At 42.2% G+C, this 15,805-nt stretch carries 8 protein-coding genes; 3 read left to right on the forward strand and 5 right to left on the reverse strand.

Annotated elements, in window-relative coordinates; all coding sequences use genetic code 11:
* Positions 1 to 225: 225 nt before the first annotated feature.
* From HDC92_RS08955 to HDC92_RS08975, 5 genes are all read right to left on the reverse strand, one after another.
* The gene (locus HDC92_RS08955) at positions 226 to 1,122 is read right to left on the reverse strand and encodes a BT_3044 domain-containing protein (RefSeq protein WP_183873933.1); all 897 of its coding nucleotides are present in this window, start codon (positions 1,120 to 1,122) and stop codon (positions 226 to 228) included.
* A 22-nt stretch (positions 1,123 to 1,144) separates the two neighbouring features.
* The gene (locus HDC92_RS08960) at positions 1,145 to 3,166 is read right to left on the reverse strand and encodes a RagB/SusD family nutrient uptake outer membrane protein (protein ID WP_183873935.1); all 2,022 of its coding nucleotides are present in this window, start codon (positions 3,164 to 3,166) and stop codon (positions 1,145 to 1,147) included.
* A gap of 21 nt (positions 3,167 to 3,187) precedes the next feature.
* Positions 3,188 to 6,319: a SusC/RagA family TonB-linked outer membrane protein gene (locus HDC92_RS08965; protein ID WP_183873937.1), complete on the reverse strand. Its 3,132-nt coding sequence runs from the start codon at positions 6,317 to 6,319 to the stop codon at positions 3,188 to 3,190.
* Positions 6,320 to 6,423: 104 nt separating this feature from the next.
* Positions 6,424 to 7,785 (reverse strand): IPT/TIG domain-containing protein, encoded by a 1,362-nt coding sequence (locus HDC92_RS08970; RefSeq protein ID WP_255484494.1) that lies wholly within the window; start codon positions 7,783 to 7,785, stop codon positions 6,424 to 6,426.
* A gap of 325 nt (positions 7,786 to 8,110) precedes the next feature.
* Positions 8,111 to 8,875 (reverse strand): DeoR/GlpR family DNA-binding transcription regulator, encoded by a 765-nt coding sequence (locus tag HDC92_RS08975; RefSeq protein ID WP_012780743.1) that lies wholly within the window; start codon positions 8,873 to 8,875, stop codon positions 8,111 to 8,113.
* 191 nt (positions 8,876 to 9,066) lie between these two features.
* Here HDC92_RS08975 and HDC92_RS08980 point away from each other — a divergent pair, with 191 nt between their 5' ends.
* From HDC92_RS08980 to HDC92_RS08990, 3 genes are all read left to right on the forward strand, one after another.
* On the forward strand, positions 9,067 to 10,677 hold the full coding sequence (locus HDC92_RS08980; RefSeq protein WP_183874105.1) for a glycerol-3-phosphate dehydrogenase/oxidase: 1,611 nt from the start codon (positions 9,067 to 9,069) through the stop codon (positions 10,675 to 10,677).
* Between the two features lie 276 nt (positions 10,678 to 10,953).
* Positions 10,954 to 14,220, forward strand: coding sequence for a SusC/RagA family TonB-linked outer membrane protein (locus tag HDC92_RS08985; protein ID WP_183873939.1), 3,267 nt, complete (start codon positions 10,954 to 10,956; stop codon positions 14,218 to 14,220).
* Between the two features lie 12 nt (positions 14,221 to 14,232).
* Positions 14,233 to 15,804, forward strand: a complete 1,572-nt coding sequence (locus tag HDC92_RS08990) for a SusD/RagB family nutrient-binding outer membrane lipoprotein (protein WP_183873941.1) — start codon at positions 14,233 to 14,235, stop codon at positions 15,802 to 15,804.
* The last annotated feature ends 1 nt before the right edge of the window (position 15,805 follow it).

Raw genomic sequence — 15,805 nt, forward strand, 5'->3', positions numbered from 1 at the left:
AAACTTTAATGCATACACTTTGCAGGCGCATTCTGGTCTGTTCAGGGATGCCGCTGCCAGTAATGATGTGATCCACTTCTTCTATGCCAAATAATCTTTCGAAACTGTGTTGCCCGAACTTGTAGAGCCGGCAAAAGAATAGGGGGCCCTTTCTCAGTAGCCCCCTAGCTGGATAATTTTGGTATTCACATGCCAATTGGTCATTGACACTTAAAAATCAGTTAGCTACCGAACGATCTCGATCCGTAATTCCTCCTGCATTACTTTTTTAACATTACCAATTGTATACTCATACGATAATAAGAAGACATTGAATTTACGGCCAAAGGATTCTTCTATCCTGAATACATTTGGATACCTTGCATCACCGTTAATTTGCGTCACTTTCACATCTTTATATGGTTTAATGGTAACGCTTTTGTCAGCCGCTACTTCCAGTATGATGGAAGTTTTATTGATCATGGGTTCCGTACTTTCAAATGATTCCGTTCCGGCAATTACACGAACACTATTTGCCGATAGGGGGAACAGCTTCTTATTTCCAGCTGTTACCATTCCGTTTACCAGGCCAGTCATGCTGTAGAAAGTATTTTGTGCCTGAGAAGCATAATCGTTCTTGATGAGCACCTGGTAAAGAATCGTGGTTTTCTTCGAGTTGATTTCAACTCCGGGGCCAGCTGTCGCTTTTAATCCGATAAAATAAGTCGAATCCGGTGACAGACCGTCTGGGCGCAGCTTAACCATGGTGCGTCCCGTACGTTCTCCGGCTTTGATCTGGATTTTAGTATCCATGATTTCATATTTGTTCCGGGGTAACAGTTTTGCATATAATTTAGTGTCAAAATCAAAAAGAGACCGGTTGTAAAAATCCAGCTGCGTAAGGTCGTCTTCTAATTGGATTACCAGGTCCTTTGTCGATGCATGTGTCCCACCTGCAGAAGCTGCGATGTAGCCTGTTACTTCATTACCTGTCAATGGAACGATTTCCTGAAAAGTATTGTAATAGCTGCTGCTGATCAAAGCAACATCATTTTTGTACATTTCCTTTTCGAACAATTCATTGTCTTTGCACGAGGAAAGCACGGTAGCGAGTGCGAGCATCGTTATATACTTTTGTTTCATCTTTTTATATTTATAATTTAACCTAATAGCCCGGATTCTGATCTAAAGAAGGTAATCTTCTCATTTCCGAACGTGGTATGGGTACAAAAACTGCTTTTTTGTCTACTACACGTGTCATAAATGACGATGTTCCCGGTATAACGCGTTGATAATAGGCATCCTTGGTAGCGCCATCCGGATTCATACCGCGTATAGGTTCGCGTTCTGTTTCTTCATAAATGCCCCAACGACGTACATCATAATAGCGTCTGTTTTCCCACAGCAACTCTACCATTCGTTCACGTTCAATCTGTTTTTGAACCAGGGCGGCAGTACTGATTTGGGTGGTGCTCAATCCAGGCAGCCCGGCACGATAGCGAACGAGATTAAAAGCACTTTTTATCTCTTCCTGGTTTCTGGATAGGGTATATTCTTTATCCCCAAGCTTTACCGTGTGACTACCTGTCAAATTATTAAGCGCCTCGGCATAGGATAAGAGTATCTCCGCATAGCGGATGATGGAGTAAGCCTTTTTGATATGACGTGCACCTGTACCCGAAAAAGCATCCATGGGGTGATTGAATTTTTTGATCACGTAGCCCGTGATGGGGTAGTTGGGTGAAGTTGCGGTTACCCCGCCACGACCATCAGGGGCCTGGTAGTAGTACTTGGCGGTATAGTTGTTGATGGTCGTACTGGACTGTGCCTGCCAAACGGCCTCATTAAATCCGATAGAGGCATAAAAACGCATTTCGCGGTTAGCATACATATTGTAGACTCCGGAATTGAGTGGATATCCGGAAAAATTTTTAGCCTGTGTAGTATAGCCTGTTTCTGAATAATACCCATTGCTGGTGGCCTCTTCTTTAGTACGACCGTCGGCCATCAGATAGGAATCAACTACTTTCTGTGTGACGCAGAAACGCCCCCAGCCACCGAGAGAAGGTGGCATAGATCCCTGACTGATGGTTGTTACCATATAGCCTGTATTTCTGCCCCAGATGATCTCTTTATTAATTTCAGCAACAGCCTCACCATTAAAAATATCCGAATAGGATCTTAACGGATCTATTCCAGCTGCTCCACTTGGATAATCCTTATAGAAATTTGGATCGGAATTAACTCCTGCAGGAAGCGCCGGGGTTTTGTCATCTTTCACTGCGGTATATAGCCTGTACTGACCAAGATCCATCACGCGCTTGGCTGCGGCTGCAGCTACCGCCCATCTTGCTTCATTATATTGCTGTGATACGTAATTGACATTATCGGTTTTGCGTTTCCAGTTACCAAAATAAGAACTGGCTACCGGTCCGCCATTAAACAACGGACTTGCATGGATCAGCCGCAGACGGGCTACCAAAGCAAGTGCAGCTCCTTTACTGGGGCGGCCAAAATCCAGTAGCGAAACTTCTGCAGGCATAAGCATCGCTGCTTTTTCAAGCTCATCGCAGGTGTAGTCCATCGTTTCATCATAGGTCGCTCTGGGGCGGTCATAATATTCAAGGGATTCATTGGTGTTGATCACCTCATCACCCAGCAGGATCGCAGGACCATAATCTACTAAAATGTTGTAGTAAGCATAGGCACGGATAAAACGCGTGTACCCTTCAATCCGGAGCCGGTCTAAATTGGTCATGCCCTTAGGGCGATCAAGGTTTTGCAGGACACTGTTACATTTACGGATAATCTTGTAGTATTTTGCCCATTGATTTAAGTTAGGGTTGCTGTCTCCATAGAAATCTGAAGTAATGCGTCCGGTGGCAAAATCCATTCCATAATACACATTGCTCGAGCCACCTCCGGTAAGCCCGTTCAAGGCTTCATCGGTTGCCATAGGGCCAGGTGTATAACCATAGCGAATGGTATTTGATTCATCAGGAAACATGGCCGCTGCACCCCACATATAGGCTTCCATATTTCGAGGGTTGGCAAAAGCGGAATCGATGTTAAATTCATCATCAAAATACTCATCGATATTCAGGTACTTCTTACAGGATGTTGTCATCGCAATCAGCTGGATGATGACCGCGGCGAATGCTAATCTTTTTATGATTGACGTTTTCATATCATTAATTTCTTGTTTGTATTAAAAATTGACGTACACTTGAAAGGAATAGGTGGTTGGTATCGGGTATTTTCGTCCATTCCATGCGGCTTGTTCCGGGTCATAAAGCTTAACATTATCCCATATGTATAAATTATTGCCCACAAATTGCAGGTCCATAGACTTAATCCCCAAGCGTTTCAGGATCGATGGATTAATGTTATAGCTCAATGTAATTTCCTCCAGACGTATATAGCGCGCATCTCCCTGCCAGAAGGACGACAACTGGCTGTTGTTGCTGTTATTTCCGTATTGGAGGCGTGGGTAGCGGGCATTTGGGTTTTCGGCCAATGCTGGGTCTATACCATTCGCAATGGCATAATCCCTCGGAATCCAGCGGTTTTTAGGATCGGCTGCCAGGCTGAGTACGTTGCCCAGGCCGCCTTCAAAGAACGGCATATAGCCCATTCCGTTAGCTTTTAGTACATCGTTTACCTCCATCTCCTGTCCGACATAGAAAAAGGATGTTTTTCCTGTTCCTTTAAACAATACACCTAATGTCAGCTTTTTATAGCGGAACTCTCCGCCCATACCAAACATCATCAAAGGATAGTTGCTGTGCGTCAAAGGAACCATGTCCAGTTTGTCGATTATGCCATCACCGTTTACATCCTTGTATTTGATGTCACCAGGCAGTACATCTCCAAACGTTTGTTTAGGGCTATATTTGATGTCGTCTTCGTCTTTAAAAAGTCCCAGCGACTGATAGCCTCTTATAGAATTATAAGGGAAACCATTGTACTCCAGGTAAGGATATTCCAGGTAAGCCTGTTCCCAGTTCTGTACTAAATTTTTGGAATAGGTGAAGTTACCTCTTAAGGTAAAGCCTATGTCTTTGGAAAGATTGCCGGTATAGCTGATGTTTCCATCTATTCCGGAACTTTTCATGCGGCCCACATTGGCGAATGGATTGGAAATGACACCCACGTAATCAGGAACCTGTACCCGTTGTTGAAAAATACCGTTACGCTGATCTTTGAAAAAGTCTACCACAAAATCTACTTTACTATCAAAGAGCTTACCTTCAATACCTAAATTGGATTTAATCGCTTTTTCCCAGGCCAGGTTATCTGCACCAATCCTTGTCTCATTAATTATCTCGATATCGGGCACGCCCCATACCGTGCCATTACCCTGGTTAGCCTTGGTCAGGTAGGGGAAACGGATACTTGAAATCCGGTCATTACCCACCGTACCGTAAGAAGCCCTGATCTTAAAATAATTAAGCCATGGTGCGGCCTCTTTTACAAATTTGTAGCCAGTAGGCACCCATCCCAGGGCTATTGACGGGAAAAAACCATATTGCCTGCCGGGTTGGAAGTTTTCAGAACCGGTATAGCCGAAATTGACATCTAAAAGGTAAGTGTCCCGGAAACCATAGGTCAACCTGCTCGATACACCCTGATAACGTAAGGGGATGGCGTTCATGTTACTGGTAGCATTTTCGGTATCTTTGGCATCACTCATGTAATAATAGATCAACGCTGAGGTCCTATGGTCACTGTTGAATACCTTATCATAATTGATAACAGATTCAAAGTGGTATTTACGGTACTGCCGAGTGCCTCTGTAATAACTCGCTTTTTGTTCTTGTACAGTTTGCAAAGTAATGAGCGAGCCATCATAGGCCCGTCCTAAGGCATTATAAAGCGCTGGTTGTACACGCCTACGCTCGCTAAAGTAACTGTATATATCGTAAGCTCCCTGAACCCGGAATTTAAGTCCTTCCAATACATTGGAAAGATCCTGATTGAGGGCTAATGTGGTTTTACCTTTATACACCTCATCAGAGGCCCTGCCTGTGCGGTTAATCATGACATAAGGCGATGACTGCTCTCCACCTCCCAGGCCTGGAAGCAGGCCATTGGAATATCGTGTAGGAATTGTAACGGGGGTAAGTGTAGATTGTGCACCCCATATGTAATCCGTATTTGCTAATCCCGGCTGATTCAGTTTAGATAGAAACCCATCAGAACCCAGGAAAATTTTAGTGGTCTTGGTCAGGTTAACATCCAGATTGATGCGGTAATTATAAGTATTAAAACCCACATTGGAACTGTATTGGCTATTTTTGTCTACTTTGTAAGCTGCACTTTCACTTTTGCCGCCAAGGCTAAGGAAATAGCGTGCAACCTCAGATCCACCACGGCCACTCATGTAATAGCTCTGGCGCCAGGAAGTCTTATTGAGAATTTCATCCTGCCAATCTACATCTGGATACATATCCGGATCCAGTCCGTCACGGATAATACCCAATTCCGTTTGGTTGTACAAAGGACTCTGCCCACGGACCAAACTTGCTTCATTCGCCAGCTGTGCGTAATCATACGCACGCAGATATTCTGGTAAGCGGTTGAGACTGGATAAAGTGGTATTGGCGCGTGCGGTGAGCTGCATGCGGTCTACCTGACCGCGCTTGGTGGTAACCAATACTACACCATTGGCTCCCCTAACGCCATACACTGCGGTTGCTGATGCATCCTTAAGGATCGAAAAACTTTCCACATCCGCCGGATCAATGGTATTCAGGTCGCCCTCCAAACCATCGATGAGCACCAGTGCACTACTGTTGGCCCCAAATGTGCCGATACCACGTACCCAAAACTCAGAAATGTTCTTTCCTGGTTCACCGCTGCCTAATCTGGAGATTACACCGGCTGCTCTTCCGCCAAGAAGGTTAGCAATCGATGGAGCAGGGGATTGAAGGTCCTTAACATCTACCGTTGTAATGGCACCGACTGAACTTATCTTCCGTTGTACATTGCCCAGTCCAACTACCATTACTTCCTCCAGGGCCTCGTTATTGTCTTTTAGGACTATGGTTAAATTCTTTTTTGTTTCGACAGCAACATGTTCTGTATTTTTAAAGCCGATATAGCTAAAGGCAACCTTGTCACCATACGCGACCTGAATGCTGAATTTTCCTTCATTATTGGTAGCGGTACCGGCTGAGGGCCGATCTTTAATGTAAACAGATACCGCTGGGATAGCTGCTCCCTTTTCATCGGTAACAATACCGGCAATGGTGAGTAACTGCTTGGTTTCCTGTGCGTGTAATGTCGTCAGGGACAGACACAGCGACAGCAAACACAAAATTCTAAAAGTCTTTGTCATCTTATATGTGTATTATACTTAATATATCTAATGGGATAATTTAAAGCACATTATTTCTTGCCTTTAAGCAAGAGCTCATGAATAGGATAAATGCTTTGTAGTGATTATTCAATAACTAATTTGCGTATCCTGGCGTTACTCCAGTCTGCAATATAAATGTCACCTTGCTCATTGACAGCTACTCCCCAGGGTTGGTTAAATAGAGATTCTACCGGTCCGCCATCTTTATAGCCTGATTTGCCCGGTTGGCCTGCTACCGTAGTTACGATGTTATCAGGAGATATCATACGGATACAATGGTTGCCATAGTCTGCGACAAACATGTTCCCACTGTTGTCAAACTTAATCTCTTTAGGGTCGTTGAATAGCGCATCTGCCAACGGCCCATCGCGAAAGGCACTACCTCCAGGGGCATTGAGACGTTTAAAGCCGCCTGATCCATTAGGGTCACGAAGATCCAGTACCATAATACCTTGTCTGAAATTGGTAGGTGTGGCATTGGTGGTGAGGGTGATGTACAGCAGCCATGGTTTCGTTGGATTAATGGCCTGACCATATTGCGATCCATAAGGTCCCTGATAAACAATTTTTGCTTCGAATGTCTGAGGATTTATTTTGGCAACCTTTCCATCTCTGTATCTCGTATAAAGATGCCCATCATAAGGGCAGAACGTTACAAAGTTTTTGTAGCGATCCGCTTCTACGATCGAGTTGTAATCTGCGGTGGAGTATTTAACGTTACGCTGGCGGGGATACCAGGCTTCCCGCGGGTCAAAAGTGAAGATTACTTCCTTAGTAGACTCATGGGCTGCTGTCAACATACCTGTAACACGATCCACGGTAAGGCCGTTGGCAAATAAGATCCGACCGGTAGCGACCGACTCGATCAGTGGGGTTACTATATTTTGCTTTTCATTTATCCTGGCTACCCCAAATGTAGCCGGATCACCACCATCCCGCCAGGACATAAATATATTACCTTCGGCATCCAGTTCCAGGTATTTGCCGTAAATTTCAGCTTCTGAGAGCGTTCCGGGTTTAAAGTTTTTTTTCCCGTTACCCGTAACGGTACTTACCTGGGCCTGAATATGGTAAGTAAAAGTGTCTTTATAAACAACCGAGTCAGTACCCACAACCACAGAAATCTTAGGATTATCACCCGGGAGTCGTGGTACAATGGCATAGATCCGGTTACCACTTGACGAGATGACTGAAGCTTTTGCATGGTTAAAATAGACTTTGATTTTACTTGGGTCATTTCCAAAGTTTTCCCCGTCTAAAAGTATTTTATCGCGCGCTCCTCCCTCATTCGGAGAAAAAGAGGAGAGTACAACGGGTTTTGAAGAATCATAGGTTTTACTAGGGCCTTCCTTTTCGCTTTTACAGGAAACAAAACAACAGGAACTGAAGCATACCCATAGGAAGGCGGCAAAACACTTATCCATACTCTTTCGGTAGTTTTTCATTTAAAAAGGTTTAAATTTGGTTAGTATTTGGTTTATTGAAATCGAATATATTAAATAAAAAACAATAAAACGAAATAAAAGAAAAGAAAAAAAGGTTTTAAACGTCATAATTAGTAATTTTATCAGATAAGAATAGTACAAAGTAAAGGCTTTGTAATTATCTTAATATTAAGATAAAATCAACTTACAAATTGAAAATTGCGGGTAAGAGAATATAATGACAGTAGTTGTCGAATGAAAAAACTATGGTCAGCTTAGTAAATTACTGATAGTTCGCGTTTTATAGGAAAAGTAAATTGTGTGCAAGCTAAAATTGCATTAACCATTAAATAATAGAAACCTTAATGCCCATACTTTGCAGGTTTTTCCTGGTCTGCTCGGGGATGCCGCTATCTGTAATGATATGATCTACTTCTTCAATGCCGCAAATTCTTCCGAAGCCACGTTTTCCGAATTTGGTAGAGTCGGCAAGTACAATTATTTTTTGAGAGGAATCTATCATCTGCCTGTTTAAATGAGCTTCATAGGCATTTGTGGTCGTTAATCCGAATTCCAGATCTATGCCGTCTACGCCAAGGTATAATTTGCTGCAAAAAACATTGCCCAATACATTATCGGAATACGGGCCTGCAACAGAAGAAGAGCTTTTCCTTAACAGGCCACCCAGTTGAATGATCTCAATATCATTATGGTGCAGCAATTCGAGGGCAACATTTAATGCAGAGGTAATAACAGTTAAATTTCCTTTGGGTTTGATGCAGCGCGCCATGGCCAGAACCGTTGTTCCCGATGCGATGATAATGGAATCATTTTCTTCGATCAGTTCAGCAGCCATTGTGCCAATCTTCATCTTTTCTGCCGATTGCAGATGTTCTTTTTCATTTACAGGTTTATCAACCGTATAAGGGTTGTTTAGTGTGGCTCCTCCATGGGTCCTGAATAAGAGGTTCTTGTCTTCGAGTAGTTTCAGGTCCTTCCGGATGGTGACCGACGAAACTTTTAACTTTTTACAAAGTGACTGTACATCAATAGTGCCGTCTGTTTGAATTTTGTTTAATATATATTGGTGTCGTTCAGCTATGTTAATCATTTATCGATATATATGGCAATATTAAGATAAACATAATTTTTAAATTACGTATTCAACAAACTTAATGCTAAAAAATAAATTTCCCAATTTGTTTTTTATAATAAAATACTTTTTTTAGTTTCGTTTAGGTATATTTGTCCTATAAACGAAAGTTTACGAAATATCAGTATTTTAAATTGAAAACAAACGAAATGGTGTTTAGTCGCGAATCATTCATAAAGCAGGTAGAAGAACGGAACAGTTGGGATGTGATAGTTGTTGGCGGTGGTGCTACAGGGTTAGGAACCGCTGTGGATGCGGCAAGCAGGGGTTACAGTACTTTGTTGCTGGAACAGTCGGATTTTGCAAAAGGAACCTCCAGCCGTAGTACAAAATTGGTGCATGGCGGGGTAAGATATTTGGCTCAGGGAGATGTTTCGCTGGTTTATGAGGCATTGCACGAACGTGGCTTGCTGTTAAAAAATGCACCTCACCTGGTTAAAGACCAGGAGTTTATCATTCCTGTTTATTCCTGGTTGTCTAAATATAAATACCTGATCGGCTTAAAACTTTACGACTTGCTGGCGGGGAAAAGCGGTTTTAAAAAATCGTCCTTTTTATCGGCGGATAAAGTATTAAAAGCAATACCCGGATTAAAACCTGATGGCTTGATTGGTGGGGTGAGTTATAGCGACGGACAATTTGATGATGCCCGTTTGGCTTTAAATCTGGCGCAGACGGCTGCCGAATATGGCGGGGTGTTGCTGAACTATGCGAAGGTTACCGGGTTAACGAAAGAAAACGAAAACATTAGCGGACTAAGTTTTGTAGATACCGAGACCAATAAAGGCTATACCCTGAAAGCGAAAGTAGTGGTCAATGCTACCGGAGTATTTGTAGATGAGATCCTGAAAATGGATGTTCCCTCAGGAAGAGCAATCGTTCGTCCAAGCCAGGGTGCCCATGTTGTTTTAGATCCTTCATTTTTGAAAGGGGACAGCGCCCTGATGATTCCAAAAACACCGGATGAAAGGGTCTTGTTTGCTGTGCCATGGCACGGAAAAGTATTGGTAGGAACAACTGATACCCCTTTAAATGAGCATAGCCTGGAGCCAGGGCCCTTGGATGAAGAGATAGAGTTTATATTGACAACGGCAGGCAAATACCTGACAAAAGAACCTTCAAGAAAGGATGTATTGGCTGCATTTGCAGGTTTAAGGCCATTGGCTGCCCCGGGTAAGGATACCGATAGTACGAAGGAAATCTCCAGAAGCCATAAGCTCATCATCAGCAAATCAGGAATGATTACGATTACCGGGGGCAAATGGACCACTTATCGTAAAATGGCTATGGATGTAGTAGATAAAGCTATTGAATTGGGCAAGCTACAGGCAAAAAAATGTATTACCCAGGATGTTAAAATCCATGGTTATGTTGCTAAAATGCAAACCGGAGATCTGGGCTTATACGGTGCTGATGCTGCTGGTATACTGGAGCTGATAAGCCTGCAGCCTGAACTTGGTGCCCGTTTGCATCCTGATTACAAATATCTGCAAGCTGAAGTGATCTGGATGGTTAGAAATGAAATGTCACGTACGATTGAAGATGTGCTTTCGCGAAGGATGCGTCTGTTATTCCTGGATGCGAAAGGGGCTTTAATGCTTGCTCCGGCTGTTGCACACGTAATGGCTGCCGAATTGCAAAAAGATGAAGCCTGGGTGAACGGACAGATTGAAACTTTTACTGCGCTGGTAAAACAATATTTGTTGTATACGCCAGGAAAAGAAACCGATAACCTTCAACAGGTGAAAGTTACGGCCTAACTTAATGAATGCTTAACATAAACTTAAAACTACAACCTTGATATTTGCAGCAAATTAAGGAGAATCGAAATGAAACGAAATGCTGCAAAACAAAAAGAACTAACCAAATATAAAATCTGATGAAGGAGCATTCCTGTATATCATTTAATTGTACCCAATTGACTGTTCAGTGCTGCTGGGAGGTTTTTTCTGTACTAAGAAAAAAGAAATCGTCATGTCGAAAAGCATAAACAAAAATATTGCAACTAAAGGGGGAACACCAAATTAATGAAGATTATGAACAAAAAATCTACTCACAATGTGCAATTCAAAAAACCACTCACCTACCTTGCTTATGCATTGGTAATGGTTTTTATGCAATTGCCGCAAATGCTTAGGGCAGGAACAGTACCTGTTGTAGCGAACCTGTTTTGGCAGGAAATAGTTACTGTAAAAGGAACGGTCAAAGATGCCAAGGATGGCGGTGGGCTACCTGGCGTTACCATTTCAGATGGGCAGAGAAAAGTGCTCGGCGTAACTGATGGTAACGGTGCATTCACTATTAAAGTAGCAAAAGGGACTGAAATCTTGTTTAGTATGTTGGGCTACACCCAGGTTAAACGAACGGTTACCATGGCTACCATAACAATGGCTGTCAATATGAACAGCTCAAGTGCAGATCTGGATGAGGTAGTTGTTACTGCGTTAGGAATCAAACGTGAAGAAAAATCATTGGGTTATGCTATTACTAAGGTAGACAGTACACAGCTTACAGATGCGGTATCGAGTAACTGGACTGATGCTTTATCAGGAAAAGTAGCTGGTTTAAACCTGGTGCGTAACGGTGGGCCGGCCGGATCCAACAAAATTATTCTGCGCGGCGAAAACAACCTTACAGGTGACAATGAAGCACTGATCGTAATTGATGGGGTGGTGGCGTCTAGTAGCTCCAGGCGTACAGCTGCTACCGGGGGCGGTGTATATGGTACATCCGGTGATATTATGCCCGCAGACTTTGGTAGCGCATTGAATGATTTAAACCCTGATGATATAGAAAACGTTACAGTGCTTAAGGGACCGGGCGCATCAGCTCTTTATGGTCAGCGTGGAGCCAATGGAGCTATTATCATTACTACAAAGTCTGGCAATAAAAATCAGAAAAAACTAGGAATTACTTTTACTTCAAATACAGCTTGGGAAGATGTAAACCGTAGCCCTGATATTCAACAGGAATATGGGCAAGGCCAATTTGGGGTTTCCTATTTCTCTTATGGAGCTACCGTAGATGGTGCAAGTACGAATGCAACAAGTGCGAGTTGGGGTGCACCATTTGCTGCCGGTGGGAATTACTTTCAATATGACCCTGCAACTAAAGCCAGAGGATTGACAAGAACACCCTGGGTTGCTTATGAAAATCCGATTAATGCCTTCTTTAAAACTGGATTGGAAACGACAAATTCAGTTAGTTTGGACGGAACTGTCAAAAATGTTTTACTACGCTTTTCTGCCAGTCATGGTAATAATGAATGGATTGTCCCAAACACGGGTTTAGAACGGACTTCGGCTACATTAACTGCAAATACCAATATCACTAAAAGACTTAGCCTGTCTTTCAAAGCCGGCTATAACAACAGGCATAGCGATAATTTACCAGCAACAGGTTACGGAAACCAATCTTTGATGTATTGGTTTATGTTTGCTCAGCCAAACGTAAATACAGATTGGTACAGAGATTACTGGGCACCTGGAATGGAAAACCGCCAGTTTGTTAACATTACAACTACAAACCCTGAAAGTCCTTATGCCATTTCAGAGCAATATCTAAATAAGCAAAGAAGAAACGGATGGTTAGGCAATATCCAGGCAACCTATAAGTTTACGCAGGAGTTGAGTTTAATGGTTCGTTCATCGATTGATTATAATAAGGAGAACCGGGAAACATTAAGACCTTTTGATGCGGCAGGAAACAAATTTGCGCAAGGGTCTTATCGTGTTCAGGACATCAACTCTTATGAGGTTAATGCCGATTTCTTATTAAAATATGATAAGAAAATAACTCAATCATTACAAGTTCTAGCTACTGCAGGTGGAAGTATGATGAGAAACCAATACAATAAAGGAGAGCTTCGTGCTGATGGATTGGTTGTTCCGGGAATTTTCAGATTAGATAATAATGCAAATCCATTGATTTCAGTGCCAGATACGGCCCGATATCGCCTTAATAGTTTTTATGGTATGTTGTCATTTACTTATAAAAACTTTTTGTATTTAGACTTAACAGGCCGTAACGACTGGAACAGTGTGCTGGCTACACCAACAAGGACTGATAATGTAGGCTTTTTCTATCCTTCTGCAAGCTTATCTTTTGTGGCCTCAGATTTATGGAAGCTGCCTAAAGCGATCAATTTTGCAAAATTAAGAGCTTCATTATCGCAAGTGGGTAGTGGTGGTACCACGCCTTACCGTACAGCCTATAATTATGTATTGGCTGCAAACGGCATCTACCCGGACAGTGCAATGACCAATCCGACGGTTTTGCCAAATCCAAACCTAAAGCCGCTAAAAACAACTACAATAGAGTTAGGTGCTGAAGCTAAACTCTTTAACAGCAGGTTAAATTTTGATGTAGCGGTTTACGCAGGCTCTACCAAGAACCAAATTTTGAGTCGCCTTGTTGATCGTGCTACAGGTTATAATGTAGCTGTATTCAATGTTGGGCGTGTAGACAATAAAGGGATTGAGGTAGCGGTAAACGGTACGGTATTGCAGGCAAAAGTATTTAAGTGGACTTTGAACGGTACATTTACTGCTAACCGTAACTCCATTAAGGAATTGGCAGATAGTTCAGTCGTATTGCGTACAGGAGCTTTGGGAAGTGGTCAGGTAGTGGCAAATGTTGGTGGCAGCATGGGTGATCTTTATGGCCGGGGATTTCTTCGTTCTCCGGATGGCCAGATTGTTTATGATGCGGTTACAGGAAATGCAAAAGTTAATACTACTGATTTATTATATCTTGGAAACACGATGCCCAAATTCAGGTTTAGTTTCGGGTCTGGGATCACTTACAGGCAATTTAACCTGAGTGCATTATTTGATGCACAATTTGGAGCCGTAGGCCATTCACTTACTTTCTCCAGAATGGCTGCATTAGGTAAATTAAAAATTACTTTACCTGGCAGGTATAATGGTGTAATAGGAGATGGTGTAGTACAGAATCCAGACGGATCTTATCGTAAAAATGATGTCATTGCAACTAATTTTGAAAACTATTACACCTCATTGTATGGATCAGATCAGGCTGAAGGAAGTGTTTTCAGAACAGATTATCTTAAATTTAGAGAAGCTAACCTGAATTACGTATTCAATACCAATTTTGTAAGGAGTCTTGGCTTAAGCAGGGTAACATTGGGGGTATATGGACGTAACTTGTTTATTTGGTCTCCATGGCCGGCCTTCGATCCGGAGTTTGGTACATTGGCCGGCTCTGATATTCAGCAGGGTTTTGAAACAGGACAATTGCCATCAACAAGAACTTTTGGAGTGCGTTTAGTTGTGGGTCTATAAAATAAAAAGAAAATGAAAAATATTAAAAATATAACCATTTATACGTTATTGTTTGTTACTGGCGTTTCGTTTTTTTCTTGTAAAAAAGATTTTAATGAAGTAAATACAGACCCTATCGGAAAAGGTAGCACAACAGCCAATCAGTTATTAGCACCTGCATTAGTAAATGTTTTAAGTGCAAATATGGTGCGTAACCGTAACTTTAATAACGAATTGATGCAGGTTACTGTTGATATTGGAGATTCTGAAGGCAAGGTATTCAGGTATGACATCAGGCGTAATGTGTCAGACTATACCTGGAATACCTGGTATCCCGAACTTACCAACTTAAAAAACATCTATACAATAGCCAGTCAACCAGAATCCTTAAATAAATCTTATCAGGCAATTTCTATGATTACGGAGGCCTGGGTTTTTCAGTTGCTCACAGATGTTTATGGAGATGTGCCTTACTCTCAGGCAAATCAAGGTAAGGAGGGCATCCTGGAACCAGCTTTTGATAAACAAAAAGATATATACCTGGATTTATTGAGGAAACTTGAAGAAGCCAATACGCTGTTGGCAGATGGTGTAGCTATTGTGCCAACGGGCGACCCAGTTTACCAGGGAGATGTTTCAAAATGGCGCAGATTCGGCAATTCATTATACTTAAGGTTATTGATGCGTATTTCTGCTAAGTCAGATGTAAGTGCAACGGTAATTGCCAAGATCAAAGAAATGATAGATACAAACCCTGCAAAATATCCTATTATGCAGACAAATAGTCATACTGCTAAAATTCTTTGGAACGGTACAAATAGCAGTACGGCTGTGTTTTCCTCACCATTTATGATCAATGTGCGTGCAGTTGATTTTAGAACACCGGCAATTTCTGCATTTTTTATGGGCAACATGACAACTTGGGGGGATCCTAGAATCAATCAGTCATTAGGAAAAAATAACGTTACCCGATGGGGCATAGCTCCAGGTCCAAATGGTTATGTTGGTGTTCCAAGTGGTTATGATACTGGAAGTTCAATCACTAAACAATCTTACTTTTATTCAGATGCGACAACAAATAATCCAACTACACTACAGACCGATCCTTATACCGGTATCATCATGAACGTAGCTGAAGTTGATTTTATTTTGGCCGAGGCCGCAGCAAAGGGCTGGATTAACGGGACTGGAGAAACTTATTATTATAAAGGAATAGCGGATGCTATCAACTATTGGCTTCCAACGTTATGGATAAACCCAACTGATCCTGCTGTTAAAGCTTATGCTGTTGCTGCCGATATTGATTGGAATGATGCATTACCATTGAATACTACTACGCCAGGTACAGCTAGTAAAATGGAACTGATTCATTTGCAAAAGTATTATGCTATGTTTTTGGTAGATTTTCAACAATGGTTTGAATATAGAAGAACAGGCCACCCTTTCTTACCAAAGGGTACTGGCCTGGCTAATGGTGGTAAGATGCCTGCAAGGTTAAACTATCCTTTAATAAGCCAATCTACAAACCCAACCAGCTATAAAAATGCTGTTGCTGCACAAGGAGCTGATGATATCAACACTCTAGTTTGGTGGCAAAAACCTTAAA

The organism is Pedobacter sp. AK017, from assembly GCF_014200825.1.
Lineage (GTDB): Bacteria > Bacteroidota > Bacteroidia > Sphingobacteriales > Sphingobacteriaceae > Pedobacter > Pedobacter heparinus.

What these genes read in the sequence shown, in the direction of transcription:
- HDC92_RS08955 (WP_183873933.1), bottom strand. Translation starts at nt 1,122, where the DNA reads ATGAAACAAAAGTATATAACGATGCTCGCACTCGCTACCGTGCTTTCC.
- HDC92_RS08960 (WP_183873935.1), bottom strand. Translation starts at nt 3,166, where the DNA reads ATGAAAACGTCAATCATAAAAAGATTAGCATTCGCCGCGGTCATCATC.
- HDC92_RS08965 (WP_183873937.1), bottom strand. Translation starts at nt 6,319, where the DNA reads ATGACAAAGACTTTTAGAATTTTGTGTTTGCTGTCGCTGTGTCTGTCC.
- HDC92_RS08970 (WP_255484494.1), bottom strand. Translation starts at nt 7,785, where the DNA reads ATGAAAAACTACCGAAAGAGTATGGATAAGTGTTTTGCCGCCTTCCTA.
- HDC92_RS08975 (WP_012780743.1), bottom strand. Translation starts at nt 8,875, where the DNA reads ATGATTAACATAGCTGAACGACACCAATATATATTAAACAAAATTCAA.
- HDC92_RS08980 (WP_183874105.1), top strand. Translation starts at nt 9,067, where the DNA reads ATGGTGTTTAGTCGCGAATCATTCATAAAGCAGGTAGAAGAACGGAAC.
- HDC92_RS08985 (WP_183873939.1), top strand. Translation starts at nt 10,954, where the DNA reads ATGAACAAAAAATCTACTCACAATGTGCAATTCAAAAAACCACTCACC.
- HDC92_RS08990 (WP_183873941.1), top strand. Translation starts at nt 14,233, where the DNA reads ATGAAAAATATTAAAAATATAACCATTTATACGTTATTGTTTGTTACT.